Genomic DNA, 20,570 nt, shown 5'->3' with positions numbered 1-20,570 from the left:
CGGTCGACGTCACCGTCGTCCCTCCCGCCCCGGACGACGGTGACGTCGACCGGGGCGGGGTGCCCGACCGGCTCGCCGAGGGGCAGCCGGTCGCCGTCGCGTACCGGGGGCGGGCCGAGGCCGGAGAGGGTGTCGGTGGCGCGGCTGCCCAGCACCGGCGGCACCTCGATGCCGCCGGAGACGGCCAGCCAGGTGCGCAGTCCGGCCCGGGCCGGGCCGATCCGCAGCACCGCGCCGGCCGGCAACGAGAGGGGTCGACCGACGTCGCCCGGACGGCCCGCGTCGGGGGGTCGACGGCCGGCCGGCTCGGGGTCGATCCGGACCCCGACCTCCGCCCCGGTCAGCGCGACGCAGGCGGCCCGCTCGAACCGCAGGTCGCAGCCGGTCAGCGTGATCTCCAGCCCGGCGGCGCGCTCCGGGTTGCCGACGAGCCGGTTGGCCAGCCGCAGCGCGGCCGGGTCGAGCGCGCCGGAGCGGGGCACGCCGAGGTGGGCGTAGCCGGGCCGGCCCTGGTCCTGGACGGTGGTGAGCGCGCCGGCCCGGAGCACCTCGATCACGCTGAGCACGCCGGTTCGCGACTGCGGGGCTCGCAAGAGCGGCTCACTCCTCGCGCTCACGGGACACCAGGCGTACCGGGGTGCCGGGGGTGAGCCGGGCCGGCGGGTCCGCGTGCACGTCGAACAGGACGAGGTCGGTCCGGCCGACCAGCAGCCAGCCGCCGGGCGAGGCGGTCGGGTAGATCCCGGCGTACGGCCCGGCGAGCGCCACCGAGCCGGCCGGCACCCGGGGGCGTGGCGTGGCCAGCCGGGGGACGGCCAGCTCGGCGGGGAGCCCGGTCAGGTAGGCGAACCCGGGCGCGAAGCCGCAGAAGGCCACCCGGAACTCGGTGCGCCGGAGCCGGTCGACCACCTCCGGCACGGTCATCCCCCAGTGGCCGGCGACGGCGGGCAGGTCTTCCCCGTCGTACGCGGTGGGGACCTCGACCGGGTCGACGGCGGTCGTGGTGGCGACCGGCCGCGGCGTCCAGCCGGCGATCAGCGTGGCGGCCGCCGCCGGGTCGGGTACGCCGTCGAGCAGCACGGTGGCGGCGGCTGGGACGATCTCGACGGCGTTCAGCTCGCCGGACTCGCGGCGGCGCCACAGCTCGGCCCGCCACGCCTGCACCTGGTCGGCGTCGTCGCAGTCGAGCAGCAGGGCGTGCGCGCCGACGGGTCGGATCCGCATCCCGCCATCCTCGCGGATCGCCCGGACGGCCAGGGTCCACCTGCCGGGCAGGTTGCGTGACGGTCCACACTACTTGCAAGTAACCTACGGTGCCGTAACCTATTGGCGTGACCACCTCCGCACCGCTCCGGCTCAAGCCGGTCGACATCGGGAAGCCCCGGATGCGCGGCTGGCTGCACACCTACGCGTTCTTCGTCGCGCTCGTCTGCGGCATCGTGCTCTGCTCGATCGCGGCCGCCCGGCCCGGTTGGGCGCCCCTGGTCAGCTGCCTGATCTACAGCCTGACCGTCTGCGGGCTCTTCGGCACCAGCGCCCTCTACCACCGGCGGGTCTGGTCCGAGCGCGGCTACCAGATCATGCGCCGGATGGACCACTCGATGATCTTCCTGTTCATCGCCGGCACCTACACGCCGTTCTGCGCCCTGCTGCTGGACACCCGGCACGCCGCCATCATGCTGGGCCTGGTCTGGGGCGGGGCACTGGCCGGGGTGGCGGTGAAGCTGATCTGGCCGCACGCCCCGCGGTGGGTCTCCGCCCCGCTCTACCTGGCGCTCGGCTGGGTCGCTGTGACGATGCTGCCGGAGATCCTGCACTCCGGCGGGGTGACCGCCCTGGTGCTGCTGATCGTCGGCGGCGCGATCTACAGCGTCGGCGCGGTCTTCTACGCGCTGCGCCGGCCCAACCCGTGGCCCACGGTCTTCGGGCACCACGAGTTCTTCCACGCCTGCACCCTGGTCGCGGCGATCTGCCACCACATCGCGATCTACTTCGCGCTCTTCTCCTGACCCCGGACGCGATCCGGAGGCCCCGCGCCGTTGCGGGGCCCCCGACGTCTGTGCGGTACGGCTCAGGTGGGGTAGCCCGGGCGACGCACCTCGCGGTACTCCTCCCGCACGACCCGGTCGTCCTGCGCCGGCACCACCGGCTCGGCCACGACCCGCTGGCGCACCGGCGCGGCGACCACCGTGCGGCGGCGGGTGTTCCAGAAGTAGAGGGTGGTGATCAGGCCGACGAGGCCGACCAGCATCAGCACCCAGCCGACGACGTTCAGGTCGAGCCATCCCAGGTTGGCGTTGATGGCGAACGCGAAGATCGCGCCCAGCGCGATCAGGAAGATGCTGGCACCGATGCCCATGACGTCGCCTCCTTGGCGTTCAGCTGGCGTTTCCTACCCGCCGCGGCCATGGATGAGGTAGCGGCATCCATCGACTTACCCAGGCGCTCCGATCGCCAATCAGGCAAGCTGTGCACATGACGGACGGCAGGAACCAGGAGCGGACTCTGGTGCTGCTGCGGCACGCCAAGGCCGAGCAGTCCCGGGACGCGCCGGACGGGGAGCGGCCACTGACCGCCCGGGGACACGCCGACGCGGCCGCGGCCGGTGCCTGGCTGGCCCGGCACACGCTGCTCCCCGACGTGGTGGTCTGCTCCGCCACCCGGCGGACCCGCCAGACCTGGCACGGGGTGGCCATGGGCATGACGGGATCCCCGCCGGAGGGTGGACCGGCGGCCTCGACACCGGTGGTGCGTTACGAGGCGGGGGCCTACGAGGCGCAGCCGGACGATCTGCTGGAGCTGGTCCGGGCGGTGGAGCCCGGCGCGGGCACCGTGCTGCTGATCGCCCACAACCCGGGCGTCTCGCTGCTCTCGGCGCTGCTCGACCCGGAGCGGGCGGATCCGGACGGGCTCCGCACCACCGACCTGGTGGTGCACCGCCCGACCACCCGCTGGGCGGAACTCGCCCCGGGCGGCGCGCCCATCACCGCCCGGCACACCGCACGGGGGTGAGGTGCGGGAAGGGGCCCGGCCACCGGTCCCTGCCCGGTCGGATCAGGACGGCGGGGCCGTCGGCGGCGGCGGGTCGGGCGGCGGCGGCATCATCGCGGTCGGGTGGGACAGCCGGTTCTCCTCCACGATGAGCGTGCGGGCCCGCTTGCGCCGGTCCTGCCAGAACCAGAGCGTGGTGAGCAGGACGGCCAGTCCGGCCAGGATGAACACCCAGCCGACCGCGCGCAGGTCGATCCACCAGACGTTGGCCCGGATGGCGAAGGTCATGATCGCGCCGAGCGCGATGAGAAAGATCCCGCTACCAATGCCCATGTGCGCTGCACTCCCCCGTGCGGTGGCCCTTGGGCGTGCCCTGACGTCGTCCGCGACGGTTACCCGCCGCATGGCCGCCCTACCCGGCCCGGCCGGGCCAATCCCGGTCGGCTCGCCGTGCGGCAGGGCGGCGGGTCGGAACGGGACGGACACCGCGACAGGCCGCAAGCCGCCCCCGGACGGGCTCGGGCGGGAAGACGGCGGCGGCCGGCGAGCAACACGCTCGCCGGCCGCCGGTCGTCAGTGCCGGGTCCCCTCAGGGGATCAGAACGCCTCCTCCGGGAGGTCCATGATCTCCAGGTCGGCGCCCTCGATGATCCGCCGGTCGGCGCCGATGCGGGGCAGCACCTCGCGGGCGAAGAACCGGGCGGCGGCCACCTTGCCGGTGTAGAACGCCTTGTCGGCGGTGGAGACCTCGCCGGCCAGGGCCGTCAGCGCCACGTCCGCCTGCTTCTGCAGCAGCCAGCCGACCACCAGGTCGCCGATCGCCAGCAGGAAACGCCGGCTGCTCAGGCCGACCTTGTAGAGGCTGCGGGTGTCGCCGCCCTGCGCCTCGGCCAGCCAGCCGGTCATCACGCCGAGGATGTTCTGGATCTCGGCGAGCGCCTTGCCGAGCGCCTGCCGCTCCTCCTTGAGCTGGCCGTTGCCGGCCTCGGAGGCGATGAACTCCTGGATCTCGCCGGCCACCGCCATCAGGGCCTTGCCGTTGTCCCGGACGATCTTGCGGAAGATCAGGTCGAGGCTCTGGATCGCCGTGGTGCCCTCGTACAGGGTGTCGATCTTGGCATCCCGGACGTACTGCTCCAGCGGGTAGTCCTGGAGGAAGCCGGAGCCGCCGAAGGTCTGCAGCGACTCGTGCCCGAGCAGCTCGTACGCCCGCTCCGAGCCGACGCCCTTGACCAGCGGGAGGAGCAGGTCGTTGACCCGCTTCGCCAGCTTGGTGGCCTTCTCGTCACCGGCCGCCTCGGCGATGGCGACCTTGTCCTGCCAGGAGGCGGTGTAGCAGACCAGCGCGCGCAGGCCCTCGGCGTACGACTTCTGCAGCAGCAGCGAGCGGCGCACGTCCGGGTGGTGGGTGATGGTCACCCGGGGGGCGGCCTTGTCGGCCTGCTGGATCAGGTCGGCGCCCTGCACCCGGTTCTTGGCGTACTCCAGGGCGTTCAGGTAGCCGGTGGAGAGGGTGGCGATCGCCTTGGTGCCGACCATCATCCGGGCGTACTCGATGATCATGAACATCTGCCGGATGCCGTCGTGCTTCTCGCCGAGCAGCCAGCCCTTGGCCGGTACGCCGTGCTCGCCGAAGGTCACCTCGCAGGTGTTGGAGACCTTCAGGCCCATCTTGTGCTCGACGTTGGTGGCGAAGACGCCGTTGCGCTCGCCCAGCTCGCCGGTCTCCTCGTCGAAGTGGAACTTCGGCACGACGAAGAGCGAGAGGCCCTTGGTGCCCGGGCCGCCGACGCCCTCGACGCCGACCGGACGGGCCAGCACGTAGTGGACGATGTTGTCGCTCAGGTCGTGCTCGCCGGAGGTGATGAAGCGCTTGACGCCCTCGATGTGCCACGAGCCGTCCGGCTGCGGGATCGCCCGGGTCCGACCGGCGCCGACGTCGGAGCCGGCGTCCGGCTCGGTGAGCACCATGGTGGAGCCCCACTGCTTGTCGATGAAGAGCCGGGCCCACTTCTGCTGCTGCTCGGTGCCCTCGACGTGCAGCACGTGCGCGAAGGACGGGCCGGACGCGTACATCCAGATCGGGGCGTTGGCGCCGAGCACCATCTCGGCGAGCGACCACCAGAGGGCGCGCGGGGCGTTGGTGCCGCCGAGCGCCTCGGGGAGGTCCAGCCGCCAGAACTCGGAGTCCATGAACGACTGGAACGACTTCTTGAACGACTCGGGCAGCGGCGCGGTGTGCGTCGCCGGGTCGAAGACCGGCGGGTTGCGGTCGCTGTCCGTGTAGCTGGCGGCCAGGTCCTCGCGGGCCAGGCGGTCGACCTCGGAGAGGAAGCTGCGGGCGGTGTCGACGTCCAGGTCCGTGTACGGCGCCTGGCCGAACGTCCGGTCCGCCCCGAAGACCTCGAACAGGTTGAACTCGAGGTCCCGAAGGTTGCTCTTGTAGTGGGTCATGCTCGCTGGCCCCGCTTCCGGACAGTGTTACCGATCAGTAACCCCGACTGTATTACTGACCGGTAGGCAACGACAAGCCGATCGAGGAAGTGACAGCGATTACACACTTCCTGTTCAGTTTCCGGCCAACCCCAGCGCGAGCGCGGCTCCCGAGAGCAGCAGGAAGCCGTTCGCCAGCAGGAACTGCGCCGAGTGGTCGCGGGCCAACAGGTGGGTGTGCACGGCGCAGGCGAAGAAGAGCAGCAGCCCGGCCGCCGCGGCCACTCCGACCAGCGGGACGCCGAGCAGGCCGAGCAGCAGCCCGACCGCCCCCGCGGTCTTCAGCGTGCCGATCGGGAAGGTCAGCCAGGACTGCGGGACCCCGGCCGCGGCCATGCCGGGCAGGATCGGCCGGAAGCGGGCCAGCGCGGCCACCCCGGAGAAGCCGGTGGCGGCGACGGCCAGGACGGTGACGACGACGTACGCGATGTGCATGATCACCTCCGGTTCGGGTCAGTTGGCGATACCGACGGTCCGCCCGACCGACTCGGGCCGGTCGAGCAGGTGGCGCATGGCATGGGCGACGTCGGCCCGGGAGACGGTGAGCCCGCCGCGCACGTTGCGCCCGTACGCGGTCCGGTAGGCGCCGGTCAGCGGCTTGTCGGTCAGCCGGGGCGGGCGCACGACCGTCCAGTCGAGCCCGCTGTCCCGCAGCACCTCCTCCATCAGCGCCAGGTCGGCGTAGTGCCGACGCAGCACCCGTCGGATCGCCGGGCCGAGCAGGTACCGCATCAGGGGGCCGTCGCCCGGGTCGCGCCGCGGCGGTCGGGGCCGGCCGGGCGACGGCACCACTCCGACCGGCGCCGCGCTGACCACGACGATCCGGCGTACGCCGACGGCGGTCATCGCCTCGACGACGGCGCGGGTGCCCCGGGTGGCGATGCCGGCGTCGGCGGACGAGCGGGGGCCGAGGCCGGACAGGACCGCGTCGGTGCCCGTGAAGGCGGCGCGCAGCGTGGCCGGGTCGGCCGTCGCCAGGTCGGCGGCGACCACCCGGACCGGGACGTCGCCCAGCTTCGCCGGGTCGCGAACCACGGCGGTGACGTCGTCACCGGCGGCCACGGCCTGGTCGACCAGGTGCCGGCCGATGCCGCCGGTCGCACCGACGATCGTGAGCTTCATGGAATTGCCTCTCCACCGTCGACCGCGATCGGCGGCCGAACCTCGTAAGATACGGAAACCGTAACAGCTGATACGAGGCTCAAACAATATGGATTCCGTAGAACCTGGGGACGCGCGCCGGCGCCGCCGCACGACGACCCGGATCAAGGAGGCAATGCGCGAGCTGAACAACCAGCTCGCGCTGCTCAACCACCACGTCGGTGTACGCCTCTCGCTGCGGGACGTGGACCTGGACTGCCTCGACCTGATCGCCCGGCACGGGCCGCTCAGCCCCGGCGCGCTGTCCCGGCGGGCCGGGCTGCACCCGGCGACCACGACCGGCATCCTCGACCGGCTCGAGCGCGGCGGCTGGATCGTCCGGGAGCGGGACCCGGATGCCCAGGACCGCCGCTCGGTCACCGTCCGGGCGCTGCGCGAGCGCAACGCGGAGCTGTACGGCCTGTACGCCGGCATGAACGCCTCGATGGACGAGCTCTGCGCCGGGTACGACGAGACCCAGCTCGACGTGATCGCCGACTTCCTGCGCCGGGCCGGCGAGGCGGGCCGGCGGGCCACCGACGAGCTGTCGGAGGGCTGAGCCCGGCGGCCGGTGAGCGGGCCGATCGACACCGGTCGTCAGCTCTCGGCCGCGCCGACCTCCCAGCTCGGCACGGCGGCGGTCGGGCCGCTGCGCGGCCCGGTGTACTCCATCAGCACCAGGGCGATGTCGTCGTCCAACCGGCCGTGCACCCACTCGACCAGCGCGGTCTCCAGCGAGGCCAGCCCGTCGGCGACCGTGCCGTGGCCGAGCAGCCGCCAGGCCCGGTCGGCCGTCGGGAAGAACTCGCCGTCCCGGCGGGCCTCGCCGAGGCCGTCGGTGAAGAGCAGCAGTCGGTCACCCGGCTCCAGCCGTTCCACCCGGGGGCGGACGACCGGCATGAACCCGAGCGGGGGCGCGGGCGCGGGCGGTTCGAGCGGGATCACCGCTCCCCGGCGCAGCAGCAGCGGCGACGGGTGTCCACAGTTGACGATGGTGAGGGTGCCGCCCCGCTCCTCGACCAGCGCGGCGGTGACGAAGTCCTCGTCGCCCACGTTGCGGGCCACCGCCCGGTCCAGGTCGGTCACCACGGCCCGCAGGTCCGCCCGCTCGTACGCGACGTGCCGGTACGAGCCGAGCACGATGCTGGCCAGGCGGACCGCGTCGAGGCCCTTCCCCCGGACGTCGCCGATGATCAAGCGGACGCCGTACGGGGTGTCCATCGCCTCGTAGAGGTCACCGCCGATCTCGGCGGTCGCGGTCGAGGAGATGTAGCGTGCGGCCACCGCGAGGGTGCCGACCTGGGGGCCCAGCGGCCGGAGCACCGCCTGCTGGGCCACCGTCGCCAGCTTCGACAGCTCGGCGATCTGCTCGGCCTGCCGCTGGCGTACCGAGGCGACGGCGGCGGCGATGGCGGTGGCCAGCGCGATCCCGGCGACGTTGACCGCGGTGACCAGCGACATGGTCCGCTCGGCGAGGGCGAAGCCGGCGCCGATGAGGGTGGCGAGGACGCCCACTCCGAGCACCACCCGCCAGGAGGCCAGCGCGGCGGCGAGGAAGGGTGCGGCGACCATCAGCGCCACGTAGTGCGCCGGCCGGCCGTCGGCCAGTTCCACGGCGGAGACGAGCGCGAGCAGCGCGAGGGCCGCGCCGAGGCCGGCGCGGGATCCGGGACTCAGCGGGCCGCGGCCCGACTGGAAGGGTTTCGTGCGTACACGGGACAGCATGCCTGATCGACGTGAACGGGTGAATGAACCTGGCCCGTCGTCCGAGGAGGTTCTGGCCGGCCGGATCGCCCCGCCGACCCGATCGCCGTCGCTCGCGGTCAGCCCAGCACCTCGTACTTGACGGTCACCTCGCCGAGGTCCACGGAGGCGATCGCCTGGAACGCGGCCCGGGACAGGTCCAGGCAGCGGCCGTCGACGTACGGCCCGCGGTCGTTGATCCGGACGACGACGGACTTGCCGTTGGCCGGGTTGGTCACCCGGACCTTCGTGTCGAAGGGCAGGGTCTTGTGTGCGGCGGTCAGCGCGTCGGGGTTGAAGGTCTCCCCGTTGGCGGTCATCTGGCCCTCGTCGTAGAAGGAGGCGCCGCAGGAGCCACTGTCGACGATCTTGGCGGCCGCGGCGGTCTTCCTCGCCGTGGCGGTCGGCTTCGGGCTGGCGGTGCGGGCCTTGCTCCGGGAGGCGGCCTGGGTCCGGGTGGCCTTCGGGCTGGGGGTGGCCGTCGGCGAGGGGCTGAGGCTCGGTGAGGCGCTGGGCGAAGGGGACGCGGAGCTGGGCACGAGGCTACTGGGCAGGGCCTCGGCGACGGCCGGTTCGGGAGCGGCCGAGCCGGCGGTGAGCTGGACCGCGCCGACGGTGCCGCCGACGGCGAGGACCACGCCGACCGCCGCGGTGGCCGCGATGCCGGCGGGCGAGAACTTGCGGGTACGGAAGTGCCTACCAGCCACCGGCCCGGTCCTTTCGTGAGCTGAACAAACCGGCTGGGACCGTAACGAGAGAAGCACTTCCGAAGTCAACGTGATCATGATGGTATGCCCGCATTTACCCTGGTACGTGTAGCCGATCGGCCTGCCCCCGATGACCGATCGGTGGAAAGGTCGCTGGCCACGACTCGCGCGGCATCGCCTGGCGTCGGTGTCCGAGGATGGGACAGTGCTGAGCGAACGCCTGACCGAGCTGTTCCGCTGGATCGATCCGGGTCCGGGAAGCGACCACCTGGTCAGCGACGTCTCCGGCTGGTGGCGCGACCCGGAGGTGCTGGCCGCCCTCGGTCCGGCCCTGGTGGCGCCCTTCCGACCGGCCCGCCCGACCGTGGTGCTCGCCCCGGCGGTGACCGGGCTGCTGCTCGGACCACTGGCCGCCACCGCGCTCGGGGTGGGCTTCGTGCCGGCGTACAAGGTGGGCGACGGGCGACTCCCGGCCGGCGCGGTGAGCTGGGCGCAGAGCCCGCCCGACTTCCGGGGCCGACGGGTCACCCTCGGCGTCCGGGACCGCCACCTCGGCCCGGCCGACCGGGTGCTGCTGGTGGACGACTGGGTGGCCACCGGCGCTCAACTCCGCGCCCTGCACGACCTCTGCGCGGCCCGCGGCGCCGAGGTGGTCGGCACCGCCGCGGTGGTCGCCGACTGCCCGCCGGAAGTGGCCGCCGAGCTGAACGTCCGCACCCTGGTCGACGCCGCCCGCCTCCTCGCCTGAGCGGGTCACGCCCACCCGATCCGACGGTGACCGCGCCGACCGCGGTGCTGCGTACCCTGCCGGCTCTCGACCCGGCGGCGTGGGCGCCGAGCGTCGCCGCGGCCTGGTCGGCCACGGCCGCCGTCACCTCGGTGTACGCCGCACCGGCGGCGACAGCGCCGCCGGCGGTCGCGCCCGGCGGCCCGGCGGAGGTCTTCGCCCGGGCGGCCCGGCACGGCGACGCGCACGTGGTGAAGCTGGCCGACGCGGTGCTCGACGCGCACGCGGCCACCGGCGACGACCGGGTGCTCGCGGCGGCCGGCTACGCCGGACAGCTCATCTGACGAACTCCTCGACGGCGGTGCAGACCCGGCCCAGCACTCGGCGGAGCGGGCCAGCGGGCCGGACACCATCAGCGAACGGTCGGCGCCGGGGATCACCCGGGACTAGCCTCGGCAGGATGTGGCCCCGCATCGGTGGACTGCGCTCGCTCGCCCTCGGCACGCCCGGTGAGCTGCGCGCCAGGCTGAACACCCTGGTGCTGGCCGGCGTGAAGACCGCGACCGCCGGCCTGATCAGCGAGTACGCGCAGGAGAACGAGGAGCTGGAGCAGGTCGGCGAGCGGCTGACCCTGGTCGACGACCACGACGAGCTGGTCGGGGTCGTCGAGGTCACCGGCGTCGAGGCGGTCCGCTTCGCCGACGTGCCCTGGGACTTCGCCCGCTCCGAAGGCGAGGGGGACCGGTCCATCGAGGAGTGGCGGGAGGGCCACGGCGCCTACTGGGCGCGGCAGGGCATCCCGGTCACCGACGACACGCAGATCGTCTGCATCCGCTTCCGGCTGGTCTCGGCCGGCGACGGCGGCGTCAGCGCCGGCGACCTGGGCACCTGAGCCCGCCCGTCCTCAGGCGCGGCGCAGCTCCGGCAGGAGCCGGGTGGCGACGTCGACCAGGACCTGCTCGTCGCCCGCGTACCAGCTGCTGGCCCGGGGCCAGTGCGTGGCCACGTCGGTGAAGCCGAGCCGGGCGGCCCGGCCCACCTGCTCGGCGAAGAAGTCCGCGCTGGTCAGCGAGAAGACCGGCGCGGCGTCGAGGGACAGGTAGCGGTCGAGGGTGGCCGGGTCGCGACCCGCCCGCTCCAGCGTCGCGTCCATCCGGGCGGAGACCTCCGCAACCGTGGACCACCAGCTCTCCAGGTCGTCGCCGCCCGTACCGGTGGTCACCCACCCCTGGCCGAAGCGGGCCACCAGCCGCATCGAGCGCGGCCCGTTCGCGGCGACCACGAACGGCACCCGGGGCTGCTGCACGCAGCCCGGATTGTTCCGGGCGTCCACGGCGGCGAACCACTCGCCACGCCAGGTCGTCCCGTCCTGGCGCAGGATCAGGTCCAGCAGCTCGGTGAACTCGGCGAACCGGTCCACCCGCTGCCGCGGCGGCAGCGTCTCGCCGCCCAGCACCGCCGAGTCGAAACCGATGCCGCCGGCGCCGAGGCCGAGCAGCACCCGCCCGCCCGAGACGTCGTCGAGCGCGGTGATCTGCCGGGCGAAGGCCGCCGGATGCCGGAAGTTGGGCGAGGCCACCAGCGTGCCGAGCCGGATCCGGGAGGTCACCGTCGCGGCGGCGGTCAGTGTGGTCATCGAGTCGAACCACGGCCCGTCGACCAGGTCCCGCCAGCCCAGGTGGTCGTACGTCCAGGCGTGGTCGAAGCCCCACTCGTCGGCCTGCCGCCAGCGGCGCTGCGACTCTGACCAGCGCTGGTCCGGGAGGATCACGATGCCAATCCGCATGATCGTCAGCCTACGGCCTCGGCGGAGCGGCCGGCCGGATCAGGCGAGCAGCTTGGCCAGCATCCGGCCCAGGTGCGGTTCGACCGTCGCCGGGGCCGCGTCCGTCACCTCCCGCGGCGTCCACCAGCGGACGCCGCGGAACTCGCCCGGGTCGGGGATCAGCTTCTGGTCCCGGCCGCCGCTGAGCACGAACCAGAGGCTGACGTCGGTGTGCCGGTCCTCCGGCGCGCCGACCGTGTCGGTCACGGTGAGGAAGGCCGGGCGCTCGGCGAAGCGCGGCGCGAAGACGGCCGGCACGCCCAACTCCTCCACCACCTCCCGGCGCACGGTCTCGGCCGGATGCTCGCCCGGCTCGACGTGACCGCCGCTGGGCAGCCACATCCCGGCCTTGCGGTGGTCGACCAGCAGCACGCTGCCGTCCGCCTCGTCGTGCAGCAGGAAGTACGCCACCAGGTGTGGGGAGGGGGTGCGGGGCTTCGCCCGGCGGAAGATGTCGTCGGTTCCGGCCAGCCAGGCCAGGCACTCCGCCCGGTGCCGCGCCTCCACCTCGTCGACGGGCGTCAGCGCCTCGACCAGCCCCCGGATCTCCGCCTCCACCCGCATGCCCCGGATGCTGTCAGCCGGGTACGACAGCCGTCAGCCCGCCGGTCGCGGATTCGCGTCGACCGCGGCCCGGACGAACTCGCGTACCCGGGCGGTGGTGTTGGTCTCCCGCCACACCGGACCGCGCCGGATCGGCGGCGCGTCGTGGATCGGCACGTACGCCACGTCCGGACGCGGGTAGTACCGCCGGGTGTGCTCGCCGACCGGCAGCACGCCCCGGCCCATCGCCACCAGGGAGAGCATCTCCGAGAAGGTGTTGCCCACCGGCCCCGTCGGCACCGGCCGCCCCGACGGCGTCCGCTCCGGCGTACGGTCGCGTTTGAACTCGGCCGAGGTCACGGCCGGATACTGCACCACCGGATGGTCGGCGAGCACCTCCAGGGAGACCGACGCCTCGCCGGCGAGCGGGTGGCCGGCGGCCACCGCGAGCGCCCGCCCCTCGGAGAGCAGCGCCGGGCCGTTGGCCATGCCGTCGAAGGGGTACGCGGCGATGAGCACGTCGATCGAGCCGTCGAGCAGGCTCGACCGGGTGGAGGCGAGCTGCGCCTCGTGCACGTGCACCGCGCAGTCCGGGTGCCGTTCGGTGAAGAGGCTGACCGCCCGGAGCAGGACCGGGGCGGTCCACTCGCCGAGGAACGCCACCCGCAACTCACCGGTGACACCCCGCCCGGCCTCGATCGCCCGCTGTACGGCCTCGTCCATCCCGGCCACCAGGGGGCGCAGGTCGTCGGCGAGCCGCGTGCCGATCGGGGTGAGGCGGACGACCCGGCTGGTGCGCTCGAAGAGCGGCGCGCCGATCCGGCGTTCCAGCTTCCTCACCACGTGGCTGACCCGGCCGGTGGTCACCCGCAGGCGTTCGGCGGTACGCCCGAAGTGCAGCTCCCCGGCCAGGGTCAGGAACGTCTCGACCTCGTACCGCTCCAGCAAGCCGCCCCCCACCGTTGACTCCGGGTAAACGATCGTAGCCCCATCGGGGCTTGGTCCGGATCGGCGTCGGGGCGAGTCTGGAGTCGTCCCGAACCGCACCGACAGGAGCCCCATGAACACCGTGACCGACTATTTGACCGCCCTCGACGCCCCACAGCGGGAGATCGGCGAGAAGCTCCGGCCCGTCATCGACGCGGCCCTCCCGGACGCCACCGGCGCGATGTGGCACGGTCACCCGACGTGGAGTCTCGACGAGCGGCCGGGGCAGCGACCGGTCTGCCTGCTGAAGGCGTACCCGTCGTACGTCACCTTCGGACTGTGGCGCGGGCAGGAGGTCGCCGACCCCTCCGGTCGGCTCACCCCGGCCGCCCGGCAGATGGCCGCGGTGAAGCTCCCTACCGTCGACGAGGTCGACCCGGCGCTGTTCGCCGACTGGCTGCGCCAGGCGTACGAGCTGGAGACCAGGTGAGCGCCGTGCGGGTGACGGCCTTCGACCACCTGGTGCTCACCGTCGCCGACGTCGAACGCGCCCTCGCCTTCTACTGCGGCACGCTCGGGCTGGAACCGGTCCGGGTCGACCGGTGGCGGGCCGGCGAGGTCCCCTTCCCCTCGGTACGGATCACCCCGGAGACCATCATCGACCTGGTCGGCGGGGAGCGCGGCGAGTCGAACGTCGACCACATCTGCCTGGTGGTCGAGCCGCTGGACTGGCAGCAGGTGATCGACTCCGGCGTGTTCGACGTGCTGATCGGACCGGTGCCCCGGTTCGGGGCGCGGGGCAGCGCCACCTCGACCTACGTACGCGACCCGGACGGCAACACCGTCGAGCTCCGCTGGTACCCGCAGGACCCGAGCGCATCGGAACGGTCAGGGAAGCCGGCGGGAGTGGGCGGCGAGCAACGAACGCAGCGTTGCTGAACCCGCTGCGTCGAGACCCCGCTTCGGCAGTACGAGCACTGCCCCTCCGCGCCGCTGCGATGCAAGCAGGGCGAACGACCGATCCGTCTCGACGTGCAGCGGATACTGAGCCCAACTTGTCGTCGACTGTCCGGTGGCGCTGCTGAAATGCACGCCGCTCTCGGTAACCATGACGTGCATGGGCTGGGACAGCGCGGGATTGCCGCGCATGATCTGCCGGACCTGCAACCGGTAGATCCAAGAACCGTGGGTGAGCGGGCGCAGCAGCAGGCTGAACCCAACAGCGACGGGCACCACCACGACCAGCACGACGACGGCACCTATCGCAGCGGTGCCTGCCGCCACTTCCCGGACACCGCAGAGGAAACGAAGACGACAGCGATCACGCCAACCGTCAGGAGAGTGCTCAGCCACCGCAAATACCATGGACGCGAGATGCTGCGGTTCTGGGCGGCAAAGCCGTCAAGCAGGTCGTCCGAAGTGAGGGTGTAGTGCAGCTCCACCGGGTCGGCCGGCACGTTCTCCGAGGGCATGACGCGGAAGTTTACTCACCGCCGCCCACACCTCCAGATCGAGCAAGATGCTTTCGGCAGCTTGGGGCGGATCTTTGAGGAGGGTCGGGGTTCGGGGCGGAGCCCCGAGGTTTTCAAGGTCTTGTCGTCCGCAGCGTGGCCGGCCGGCCCGGCCGATGCCGGCCGGAGGTCGCCAGCAGGCCGGGGCCGGGCCGGCGCGGCCCGCTTGCGGGCCGCCCTGATCAGCACGCCACGGGGCACGCGGCGTGATCGCTGGCCCTGGAACGTCGAAGGCCCTGGCTGGGACTTGCGTCTTGGCCAGGGCCTTTTACGTGGAGCGGGTGACGGGAATCGAACCCGCACTGTCAGCTTGGGAAGCTGATGTTCTGCCATTGAACTACACCCGCAGGCGGCACCACTGTACCTGAGGTCACCGCGGCCGTGCATCCAGGTACCCCCGGCGCGCCCGCCCCGGGCAACCACCCTGTCACGACCGTGAAATCACGGACCCGCCCCTGTGCAGGAGAAAGTTTCACTACGGCAACATATGCCCGTTCTCAAATCCGTCGATCGGTTGTAACGTCACCCACACGTTCTCAGCCACGGCCCGACATACCCCCTGTCGTGCCGCCAGAAAGAGGTGGGCCCATGGGACTTCGTCCCAACCTGCTGGCCCGGCGTGCCGCCGGTGTCGCGTCGACGACCCTCGCGCTGCTGCTCAGCACCGCTGCCGTGGGCGTCGTTCCCGCTGCTTCGGCCTTCTCGGCCGCCCCCGGCGCGTCCTGCGCCGAGCCGACCGACGTCCACTCAGACGCGCGGGTCAAGAAGGGCGGCACGGCCAAGCACGACCCGAACGAGCTGACCGTCAAGCAGGTCCGTGACCGCGAGGCCGACCTCGCCGCTGCGCTGCGCGAGCGGGCCAACTTCCGCGCCGGCGCCGGCGCCACCACCCTGGCCACGGTCACCATCCCCGTCGTCGTGCACGTCATCCAGCGGGACACCACCCGGGCCGGCGGCAACATCCCGGACTCGCTGGTCACCGCCCAGATCGACGTGCTCAACCAGGCCTACAGCGGTGCCACCGGGGGCGCGCCCACCGCGTTCGGCTTCCAGTTGCAGAAGGTCCACCACGTGACCAACGCCGCCTGGTACCCGATCGTGCAGGGCTCCTCCGCCGAGCGGCAGATGAAGACCTCGCTGCGCGAGGGCGGCAAGAACACGCTGAACCTCTACCTGGGCGAGCTCAGCGACGACCTGCTGGGCTGGGCGACCTTCCCGAAGCGCAAGCTGGACAGCATGGACGGCGTGGTCGCGCTGAGCGAGTCGCTGCCGGGTGGCACCGCTACCAACTACAACCAGGGCGACACCGGCACCCACGAGGTCGGCCACTGGCTGAACCTCTACCACACCTTCCAGGGCGGGTGCTCCGGCTCGGGTGACAGCGTCAGCGACACCCCGGCGGAGTCGTCGCCGGCGTTCCAGTGCCCGACCGGGCGGGACACCTGCGCCACGGCCGGCCTGGACCCGATCACCAACTTCATGGACTACACCTACGACTCGTGCATGTACCAGTTCACCCCTGGCCAGGCGAGCCGCATGCTGACCGCGTGGAACGCCTACCGCGCGGCGTAACACCCCAGCAGACGCCGGTGCCGGCTCCGTCTCACGACGGGGCCGGCACCGCCGCATTCACGGGGCCTCGGCCAGGGTCAGGCCGCCGTCCGGCGGGTGTCGAAGCCGTGCCGTCCGCGCCGGGCCGGCCGCTGATCGGGTACGCCCGCCGCGTCGCCAGCCAGATGCGCCGCCCGCGGGTCGAGCCAGACCTGAACGGCCGGTTGCCCGCCGCCGCGGCTCGTCGCCTCGCTCTGCCCGCGACGGGTGAGCATGGCGACGTCGATCGTGAACTCGAACAGCCGCCAGTCGACCTGTGGCGCGGCCCGGCCGATCTCGGCGACCCGGGCCACCCGGGCCTGGTCGGTGACAGGTCGGGCGCGGCCCGCCACGTACGCCTCGTCGTCGCTCTCCTCGGGCGGGAACGAATGCAGCGCGTAACGGCCGTCGCGTTCGAGGTCACGGCGTTTCGGCGAGTCGATGACGAAGCAGAAGAGCCCCTCGTCGGTGATGACCGGCGAGACCGGGTGGACCCGGGGGCCGCCGTCGGCGCGGACCGTGGCGAGATAGCCGAAGCCCGGCCCGTACTGCTGCATGAGAAGGCGGATCTCGTCGGCGAGGCGCGGCTCGTCGGCGGCGAATTCGGACCAGGAAGCCATGCGGACATTCTATCGAACACACGTACGAACGCGCAGCCCGACACGCAGGTCACCCGCTCCGGTGACGGCGCTCGGCGCCGTGCTCGCTATGGTGTTCCGATGCTGCTCTCCGACCGCGACCTCGTCAGCGAGATCAAGGCGGGCACGCTCGCGCTGGAGCCGTTCGAGCCCACGCTGGTGCAACCGTCCAGCATCGACGTACGCCTGGACAAGCTCTTCCGGGTGTTCAACAACCACCTCTACACGCACATCGACCCGTCGGTCCAGCAGGACGACCTGACCTCGATGGTCGAGGTGCCGGAGGGCGAGCCGTTCGTGCTGCACCCGGGTGAGTTCGTGCTCGCCTCGACGCTGGAGGTGATCTCGCTGGGCGACCAGCTCGCCGGCCGCCTCGAAGGGAAGAGCTCACTGGGCCGGCTCGGGCTGCTCACCCACTCCACCGCCGGCTTCATCGACCCGGGCTTCTCCGGCCACGTCACGCTGGAGCTCTCCAACGTGGCGAACCTGCCGATCACCCTCTGGCCCGGGATGAAGATCGGGCAGCTCTGCATCTTCCGGCTCTCCTCGCCGGCCGAGCACCCGTACGGCTCGGCCGTCTACGGCTCGCGCTACCAGGGGCAGCGCGGTCCGACGCCGAGCCGGTCCTGGCAGAACTGGCGCACCTGGCCGACAAGCAGGCACTGACCTGCTGTGCAATAGATCCACTCGTATCTCAGGCCGTCCCTTGGCCGTGAACATCGATCCGGCCACGGCCGAGGATCGCGTCCACCGCCCGCCTCGTCCGCGCCTCGCTCTCCGGCGTCAGATGCGTATACGTACGCAGGGCCGGTCACCGGGGCGGGGACGTGGCGAGTCATGGTCGGCAGCCACCGGCCACGGCCGAGCACCGCGCGACCCGGTCGACCTGGCCGCCCTCGCGCCGGCCCGGATGGTCACCGGCCAGATCCCCGACGACTTCGCCAAGGTCTCCGAACGCCTCTGGGACAGCAGCTTTTCGCGGACGGTGTCATGTATGCCAGCAGCGAGCCCTGCCCGATGTGCCTCGTCGCCTGCTACTGGGCGCGGATACCTCGGCTGATCTTCGGAGCCAGTATCACGACGTCGCGACCTACGGCTTCGAAGACCTCCAGTTCTATCGAGAGGTCGCCCAGCCGATCGAACGCCGGTCGCTTCGCGAGGACCTCGCTGAGGGCACGCTCCGTACGCAGGCTGTTGAGGTTCTCCGCGCATGGGCGGACAAGCTGCCCCTACCGGTCGAGCCCAAGTACTGACCGCTGTCAGCTGTGCAGGGCGGAACACGCGGTAAGCCTGCACCGGACCAACGCCGTCGCGACCGGCGGACTGGTCGACGCCGGCTGAGCCCCGGCCGTCGATCCGCCCGCCGGTCCGACGCCGGCTACCGGCAGTTCTGCGCTGCGGTCAGCGGCGCGGCGGTCAAGCGGTTCGTGCTGCCGCACTCGGCCGGCGACGCGACCGGGATGTGACGCGGCGAGGGCCGTGCGAGGGGGCCGAGCGTCGCCCGTTGCCCTCGCACGGCCACCGGCTAGGACAGGTGTTGCGGCTGCCCCGCCCGTACGGTCGCCGGTACAGCGGTGGACAGGTTGGCGACCTGGTAGGCGGTGACGACGCCGGCCGGGTCGACGGCCCACAGATCCGGAACACCGTCGGCGTCGAAGTCCGTGGCCTGCAGGGTGGACAGCGGGCTGCCCTGGTGCCAACTGGGCGAGATCTGGTACTGCGTGTAGCTGATCGCGCCGGTCATGTCGCCGTTGTCGGTGAAGCGGATGCCCTCCCACAGATACAGCTGGCCGGTCGACTCGTTCCACAGGAACATCGCCGTGCCGGACGGCAGCAGGGTGGTCGCCATGGTCCAGCTGTCCCAGTCGGACCCGCCGGTCGGGGTGGGCGTGTCCAGCTGCACGGGGATCGGGTACGCGCCCGTGCCGCCGTAGTTCGGGTAGTAGGCGAGGTAGTAGCCGACGCCGGCGTCGCCGTTGATCGCGATCAGGTCGTCGTAGGGCGAACCCATGCCCGAGGCGTCGTAGGCGTTAGCGACCTGGATCGGGTTGGTGCCGTTGAGGTCGGTGAAGACTCCGTTGGAGATTGGTTGGGCGTTGCCGCTGTACTGGGGCTGCAGAACCGAGCCGTCGCCGCTGCCGAAGAGGATCACCGCTTCGCCCGCATGGAGGCCGGTCGGGTAGTAGACCAGCACGTCCTGGAACCCGCCGCCGTTGAACTGCCCGGTAATGGCCTGTCCGCCATCGAAATCGGCGGGCGTATCGGTGAGGAACATGCCGTTGCCGTTGGCGCCGATATTCGTGGCGGGGGCGTGGACCCGACCCCGTGTGCTGGCCTCGCGGCCGGTCGCGAGCCAGAGCCCGGAGGTGAGGCCGGGGGTCCCGCCCACGGTGAGCAGGTCCGCGAAGCCGTCCCCGTTGAGGTCCTGGTCGGCGGCGGGGGTCGCGGCGTCGGCTAGGAGGATGTCGACGGTGTGCGCACTGACCGCGCCGTCCCGGGCCACCGCGGCGACGGTGAACGTGGTGGTTCGCCGGGCGGGGATCCAGGTGATGCTCGCGACGCCCGCCGTCGCCCGTACGGAGCTGGTCCTGCCGTCGTCGAACTGGTACTGGTAGCGGACCGGTATGGGATCGGTGGAGCCCGGCGTGAAGGTGAAGGTGACCGCGGTGCCCACGGTGTAGATGGGGAATGAGGGGGTGACCACCGGAGCCGCGATGGTGGTGGTCGTCGCGGCGTGCGCTGCGGTCGCCGGTGCCGCGACCGTGACGAGCACGGCGGCGGCGAGCCAGCTCACCTGGCGGCGCAGCCTTTGCGTCAGTGTCATGACGGGTTTCTCCCTTGACTGTGCACCGGGTTGGCAGTCACTCGGACCATCCGAAGGCGGGTGCGGGTGCCACATCCTCTCTGTTGCTCAGGGGATCTTGTCAAGGGTGTGGTGGGACGCGAGTGCGCGTCCCACCACAGGCTTTTACGCATTGCCTAGCAGGCTTGCAGGACCTCCTCCACCTCCGAGCCGACCTGCACTACCACGGCGTCGCTACGAAGTTCCTCGGGAAGGTGGTAGCGCTGTTCTTCGCGGGCAAGCAAGGTCGGGCAACCAGGTGGCAGCACAACGTCGGCGAGGCCGATGAAATCAACGAGCATATCGAGGACTCATAGGTGCCCCCCTTCACGGTTGCCGAATTGGGCTCTTAAGAATCAAGGCGGCCCGCAAAGCGGGCCGCGCCGGCCCGGCCCCGGCCTGCCGGCGACCTCCGGCCGGCATCGGCCGGGCCGGCCGGCCACACGTGCAGACGACCAGAACCACGAAGACCTCGAGGCTCTGCCCCGAACCCCGGCCCTCCTCAGAGATGCCGCCGCAGATCACCTCGCCGGGCACCACAAGGGCTACCAGCCTCCCCGGACGGGGTCCAGGTCGTTCGTCCGGTAGGGCGCTCCACCTGGACCCCGTCCGGGGAGGCTGGTCGGTCTACGACTGCCCGACGAGGAGATCCGCTCTTGTAGCCGAGTAGCTACGACATCACCGCATCCCCTTGATCAGCGCTGTCCTTGATGCCAGAGCTCAGGTAGAGAAGCGCGCCTCACCCGTTCGCTTGTCCACCACGAGTGGTACGTATTCAGCCTGAGGTGAGTCGCTGATCGGGGCCTGCTGTCCACTGTGGCTTGGCTGACTGGCATGATCTTGGTGTGCAGCCCGGGTCGCAGCTTCCCTCGTATGAGGAACTGGTCGCAGTG

27 protein-coding genes and 1 tRNA gene are annotated in these 20,570 nt (G+C 71.9%); 10 read left to right on the top strand and 18 right to left on the bottom strand.

Annotation, left to right across the window (positions count from 1 at the left end):
- Both DKT69_RS09315 and DKT69_RS09310 read right to left on the bottom strand, forming a co-directional pair.
- On the bottom strand, positions 1 to 593 hold a 593-nt coding region (locus DKT69_RS09315; protein WP_236647417.1), incomplete at its 3' end, for a 5-oxoprolinase subunit C family protein.
- A gap of 7 nt (positions 594 to 600) precedes the next feature.
- Positions 601 to 1,224, bottom strand: a complete 624-nt coding sequence (locus DKT69_RS09310; protein ID WP_109801176.1) for a 5-oxoprolinase subunit B family protein — start codon at positions 1,222 to 1,224, stop codon at positions 601 to 603.
- Positions 1,225 to 1,331: 107 nt separating this feature from the next.
- Here DKT69_RS09310 and trhA point away from each other — a divergent pair, with 107 nt between their 5' ends.
- Entirely contained in the window at positions 1,332 to 2,009 is a 678-nt protein-coding gene (gene trhA, locus DKT69_RS09305; protein WP_109801175.1) for a PAQR family membrane homeostasis protein TrhA, read from the top strand.
- A gap of 62 nt (positions 2,010 to 2,071) precedes the next feature.
- Here the strand turns inward: trhA and DKT69_RS09300 are convergent, their stop codons facing one another.
- Positions 2,072 to 2,359 (bottom strand): DUF6458 family protein, encoded by a 288-nt coding sequence (locus DKT69_RS09300; protein WP_109801174.1) that lies wholly within the window; start codon positions 2,357 to 2,359, stop codon positions 2,072 to 2,074.
- A gap of 116 nt (positions 2,360 to 2,475) precedes the next feature.
- Here DKT69_RS09300 and DKT69_RS09295 point away from each other — a divergent pair, with 116 nt between their 5' ends.
- The gene (locus DKT69_RS09295) at positions 2,476 to 3,012 is read left to right on the top strand and encodes a SixA phosphatase family protein (RefSeq protein WP_109801173.1); all 537 of its coding nucleotides are present in this window, start codon (positions 2,476 to 2,478) and stop codon (positions 3,010 to 3,012) included.
- A gap of 42 nt (positions 3,013 to 3,054) precedes the next feature.
- On the opposite strand, the gene DKT69_RS09290 is transcribed toward DKT69_RS09295, so the two are convergent.
- The 4 genes from DKT69_RS09290 to DKT69_RS09275 form a co-directional block, all read right to left on the bottom strand.
- On the bottom strand, positions 3,055 to 3,324 hold the full coding sequence (locus tag DKT69_RS09290; RefSeq protein ID WP_067300694.1) for a DUF6458 family protein: 270 nt from the start codon (positions 3,322 to 3,324) through the stop codon (positions 3,055 to 3,057).
- A gap of 264 nt (positions 3,325 to 3,588) precedes the next feature.
- Positions 3,589 to 5,445, bottom strand: coding sequence for an acyl-CoA dehydrogenase (locus DKT69_RS09285; RefSeq protein WP_109801172.1), 1,857 nt, complete (start codon positions 5,443 to 5,445; stop codon positions 3,589 to 3,591).
- Positions 5,446 to 5,559: 114 nt separating this feature from the next.
- Entirely contained in the window at positions 5,560 to 5,919 is a 360-nt protein-coding gene (locus tag DKT69_RS09280; protein ID WP_109801179.1) for a DoxX family protein, read from the bottom strand.
- 18 nt (positions 5,920 to 5,937) lie between these two features.
- Positions 5,938 to 6,606, bottom strand: a complete 669-nt coding sequence (locus DKT69_RS09275; RefSeq protein ID WP_109801171.1) for an NAD(P)-dependent oxidoreductase — start codon at positions 6,604 to 6,606, stop codon at positions 5,938 to 5,940.
- A 154-nt stretch (positions 6,607 to 6,760) separates the two neighbouring features.
- Between DKT69_RS09275 and DKT69_RS09270 the strand changes: the two genes are divergently transcribed.
- Positions 6,761 to 7,183, top strand: coding sequence for a MarR family transcriptional regulator (locus DKT69_RS09270; RefSeq protein ID WP_236647416.1), 423 nt, complete (start codon positions 6,761 to 6,763; stop codon positions 7,181 to 7,183).
- A gap of 38 nt (positions 7,184 to 7,221) precedes the next feature.
- Here DKT69_RS09270 and DKT69_RS09265 read toward each other — a convergent pair whose 3' ends face one another.
- Complete coding sequence (locus DKT69_RS09265; protein WP_109801169.1) at positions 7,222 to 8,349, bottom strand: PP2C family protein-serine/threonine phosphatase; 1,128 nt, start codon at positions 8,347 to 8,349, stop codon at positions 7,222 to 7,224.
- 98 nt (positions 8,350 to 8,447) lie between these two features.
- The gene (locus DKT69_RS09260) at positions 8,448 to 9,074 is read right to left on the bottom strand and encodes a septal ring lytic transglycosylase RlpA family protein (protein WP_201749553.1); all 627 of its coding nucleotides are present in this window, start codon (positions 9,072 to 9,074) and stop codon (positions 8,448 to 8,450) included.
- 130 nt (positions 9,075 to 9,204) lie between these two features.
- On the opposite strand from DKT69_RS09260, the gene DKT69_RS09255 reads away from it, so the two are divergent.
- The 3 genes from DKT69_RS09255 (at position 9,205) to DKT69_RS09245 (ending at position 10,693) form a co-directional block, all read left to right on the top strand.
- The gene (locus tag DKT69_RS09255; protein ID WP_109801167.1) at positions 9,205 to 9,822 is read left to right on the top strand and encodes a phosphoribosyltransferase family protein; all 618 of its coding nucleotides are present in this window, start codon (positions 9,205 to 9,207) and stop codon (positions 9,820 to 9,822) included.
- 26 nt (positions 9,823 to 9,848) lie between these two features.
- Entirely contained in the window at positions 9,849 to 10,145 is a 297-nt protein-coding gene (locus tag DKT69_RS09250; protein WP_201749552.1) for a hypothetical protein, read from the top strand.
- A gap of 116 nt (positions 10,146 to 10,261) precedes the next feature.
- Positions 10,262 to 10,693 (top strand): ASCH domain-containing protein, encoded by a 432-nt coding sequence (locus DKT69_RS09245; RefSeq protein WP_109801166.1) that lies wholly within the window; start codon positions 10,262 to 10,264, stop codon positions 10,691 to 10,693.
- 12 nt (positions 10,694 to 10,705) lie between these two features.
- Here DKT69_RS09245 and DKT69_RS09240 read toward each other — a convergent pair whose 3' ends face one another.
- The 3 genes from DKT69_RS09240 to DKT69_RS09230 are packed head-to-tail and all read right to left on the bottom strand — an operon-like array spanning position 10,706 to position 13,117.
- Complete coding sequence (locus tag DKT69_RS09240; protein WP_109801165.1) at positions 10,706 to 11,587, bottom strand: LLM class flavin-dependent oxidoreductase; 882 nt, start codon at positions 11,585 to 11,587, stop codon at positions 10,706 to 10,708.
- 39 nt (positions 11,588 to 11,626) lie between these two features.
- Positions 11,627 to 12,190 (bottom strand): NUDIX hydrolase, encoded by a 564-nt coding sequence (locus DKT69_RS09235; RefSeq protein ID WP_236647415.1) that lies wholly within the window; start codon positions 12,188 to 12,190, stop codon positions 11,627 to 11,629.
- A gap of 33 nt (positions 12,191 to 12,223) precedes the next feature.
- Entirely contained in the window at positions 12,224 to 13,117 is an 894-nt protein-coding gene (locus DKT69_RS09230; RefSeq protein ID WP_109801177.1) for a LysR family transcriptional regulator, read from the bottom strand.
- Positions 13,118 to 13,229: 112 nt separating this feature from the next.
- On the opposite strand from DKT69_RS09230, the gene DKT69_RS09225 reads away from it, so the two are divergent.
- Positions 13,230 to 13,586: a DUF1801 domain-containing protein gene (locus DKT69_RS09225; protein ID WP_109801164.1), complete on the top strand. Its 357-nt coding sequence runs from the start codon at positions 13,230 to 13,232 to the stop codon at positions 13,584 to 13,586.
- The gene (locus tag DKT69_RS09220) at positions 13,583 to 14,035 is read left to right on the top strand and encodes a VOC family protein (RefSeq protein ID WP_109801163.1); all 453 of its coding nucleotides are present in this window, start codon (positions 13,583 to 13,585) and stop codon (positions 14,033 to 14,035) included. The genes DKT69_RS09225 and DKT69_RS09220 overlap by 4 nt, the downstream gene beginning before the upstream one ends.
- Here the strand turns inward: DKT69_RS09220 and DKT69_RS09215 are convergent.
- From DKT69_RS09215 to DKT69_RS09205, 3 genes are all read right to left on the bottom strand, one after another.
- Positions 13,985 to 14,344 carry a YcxB family protein gene (locus DKT69_RS09215; protein WP_109801162.1) on the bottom strand — a complete coding sequence of 120 codons (360 nt, stop codon included), beginning with the start codon at positions 14,342 to 14,344 and terminating at the stop codon, positions 13,985 to 13,987. The two genes, DKT69_RS09220 and DKT69_RS09215, sit on opposite strands and share 51 nt — an antisense overlap.
- Before the next feature lie 11 nt (positions 14,345 to 14,355).
- On the bottom strand, positions 14,356 to 14,568 hold the full coding sequence (locus tag DKT69_RS09210) for a hypothetical protein (RefSeq protein WP_109801161.1): 213 nt from the start codon (positions 14,566 to 14,568) through the stop codon (positions 14,356 to 14,358).
- Between the two features lie 312 nt (positions 14,569 to 14,880).
- A tRNA-Gly gene (locus DKT69_RS09205) sits at positions 14,881 to 14,954 on the bottom strand.
- Between the two features lie 241 nt (positions 14,955 to 15,195).
- On the opposite strand from DKT69_RS09205, the gene DKT69_RS09200 reads away from it, so the two are divergent.
- Complete coding sequence (locus DKT69_RS09200; RefSeq protein WP_109801160.1) at positions 15,196 to 16,179, top strand: zinc metalloprotease; 984 nt, start codon at positions 15,196 to 15,198, stop codon at positions 16,177 to 16,179.
- 77 nt (positions 16,180 to 16,256) lie between these two features.
- Here the strand turns inward: DKT69_RS09200 and DKT69_RS09195 are convergent, their stop codons facing one another.
- Positions 16,257 to 16,817, bottom strand: a complete 561-nt coding sequence (locus DKT69_RS09195) for a pyridoxamine 5'-phosphate oxidase family protein (protein ID WP_109801159.1) — start codon at positions 16,815 to 16,817, stop codon at positions 16,257 to 16,259.
- Positions 16,818 to 16,916: 99 nt separating this feature from the next.
- Between DKT69_RS09195 and dcd the strand changes: the two genes are divergently transcribed.
- Positions 16,917 to 17,501 carry a dCTP deaminase gene (dcd, locus tag DKT69_RS09190; protein ID WP_109801158.1) on the top strand — a complete coding sequence of 195 codons (585 nt, stop codon included), beginning with the start codon at positions 16,917 to 16,919 and terminating at the stop codon, positions 17,499 to 17,501.
- Between the two features lie 859 nt (positions 17,502 to 18,360).
- On the opposite strand, the gene DKT69_RS09180 is transcribed toward dcd, so the two are convergent.
- Positions 18,361 to 19,659: a hypothetical protein gene (locus DKT69_RS09180; RefSeq protein WP_146231017.1), complete on the bottom strand. Its 1,299-nt coding sequence runs from the start codon at positions 19,657 to 19,659 to the stop codon at positions 18,361 to 18,363.
- Positions 19,660 to 19,814: 155 nt separating this feature from the next.
- Positions 19,815 to 19,979: a hypothetical protein gene (locus DKT69_RS38220; RefSeq protein WP_161557788.1), complete on the bottom strand. Its 165-nt coding sequence runs from the start codon at positions 19,977 to 19,979 to the stop codon at positions 19,815 to 19,817.
- Between the last annotated feature and the right edge of the window lie 591 nt (positions 19,980 to 20,570).

It is taken from the genome of Micromonospora sicca (genome assembly GCF_003172935.1).
Lineage (GTDB): Bacteria > Actinomycetota > Actinomycetes > Mycobacteriales > Micromonosporaceae > Micromonospora > Micromonospora sicca.
The sequence above is the reverse complement of the archived record's forward strand: the minus strand, read 5'-3'. Positions and strand labels throughout refer to the sequence as shown.

Excerpts from the sequence above, each read along its gene's own strand:
- DKT69_RS09195 (WP_109801159.1), bottom strand. The coding sequence starts at position 16,817 with ATGGCTTCCTGGTCCGAATTCGCCGCCGACGAGCCGCGCCTCGCCGAC.
- DKT69_RS09265 (WP_109801169.1), bottom strand. The coding sequence starts at position 8,349 with ATGCTGTCCCGTGTACGCACGAAACCCTTCCAGTCGGGCCGCGGCCCG.
- DKT69_RS09225 (WP_109801164.1), top strand. The coding sequence starts at position 13,230 with ATGAACACCGTGACCGACTATTTGACCGCCCTCGACGCCCCACAGCGG.
- DKT69_RS09275 (WP_109801171.1), bottom strand. The coding sequence starts at position 6,606 with ATGAAGCTCACGATCGTCGGTGCGACCGGCGGCATCGGCCGGCACCTG.
- DKT69_RS09290 (WP_067300694.1), bottom strand. The coding sequence starts at position 3,324 with ATGGGCATTGGTAGCGGGATCTTTCTCATCGCGCTCGGCGCGATCATG.
- DKT69_RS09270 (WP_236647416.1), top strand. The coding sequence starts at position 6,761 with ATGCGCGAGCTGAACAACCAGCTCGCGCTGCTCAACCACCACGTCGGT.
- DKT69_RS09310 (WP_109801176.1), bottom strand. The coding sequence starts at position 1,224 with ATGCGGATCCGACCCGTCGGCGCGCACGCCCTGCTGCTCGACTGCGAC.
- dcd (WP_109801158.1), top strand. The coding sequence starts at position 16,917 with ATGCTGCTCTCCGACCGCGACCTCGTCAGCGAGATCAAGGCGGGCACG.
- DKT69_RS09210 (WP_109801161.1), bottom strand. The coding sequence starts at position 14,568 with ATGCCCTCGGAGAACGTGCCGGCCGACCCGGTGGAGCTGCACTACACC.
- DKT69_RS09295 (WP_109801173.1), top strand. The coding sequence starts at position 2,476 with ATGACGGACGGCAGGAACCAGGAGCGGACTCTGGTGCTGCTGCGGCAC.
- DKT69_RS09235 (WP_236647415.1), bottom strand. The coding sequence starts at position 12,190 with ATGCGGGTGGAGGCGGAGATCCGGGGGCTGGTCGAGGCGCTGACGCCC.
- DKT69_RS09300 (WP_109801174.1), bottom strand. The coding sequence starts at position 2,359 with ATGGGCATCGGTGCCAGCATCTTCCTGATCGCGCTGGGCGCGATCTTC.
- DKT69_RS09255 (WP_109801167.1), top strand. The coding sequence starts at position 9,205 with ATGACCGATCGGTGGAAAGGTCGCTGGCCACGACTCGCGCGGCATCGC.
- DKT69_RS38220 (WP_161557788.1), bottom strand. The coding sequence starts at position 19,979 with ATGCTCGTTGATTTCATCGGCCTCGCCGACGTTGTGCTGCCACCTGGT.
- DKT69_RS09240 (WP_109801165.1), bottom strand. The coding sequence starts at position 11,587 with ATGCGGATTGGCATCGTGATCCTCCCGGACCAGCGCTGGTCAGAGTCG.
- DKT69_RS09280 (WP_109801179.1), bottom strand. The coding sequence starts at position 5,919 with ATGCACATCGCGTACGTCGTCGTCACCGTCCTGGCCGTCGCCGCCACC.
- DKT69_RS09245 (WP_109801166.1), top strand. The coding sequence starts at position 10,262 with ATGTGGCCCCGCATCGGTGGACTGCGCTCGCTCGCCCTCGGCACGCCC.
- DKT69_RS09180 (WP_146231017.1), bottom strand. The coding sequence starts at position 19,659 with ATGACACTGACGCAAAGGCTGCGCCGCCAGGTGAGCTGGCTCGCCGCC.
- DKT69_RS09285 (WP_109801172.1), bottom strand. The coding sequence starts at position 5,445 with ATGACCCACTACAAGAGCAACCTTCGGGACCTCGAGTTCAACCTGTTC.
- DKT69_RS09200 (WP_109801160.1), top strand. The coding sequence starts at position 15,196 with ATGGGACTTCGTCCCAACCTGCTGGCCCGGCGTGCCGCCGGTGTCGCG.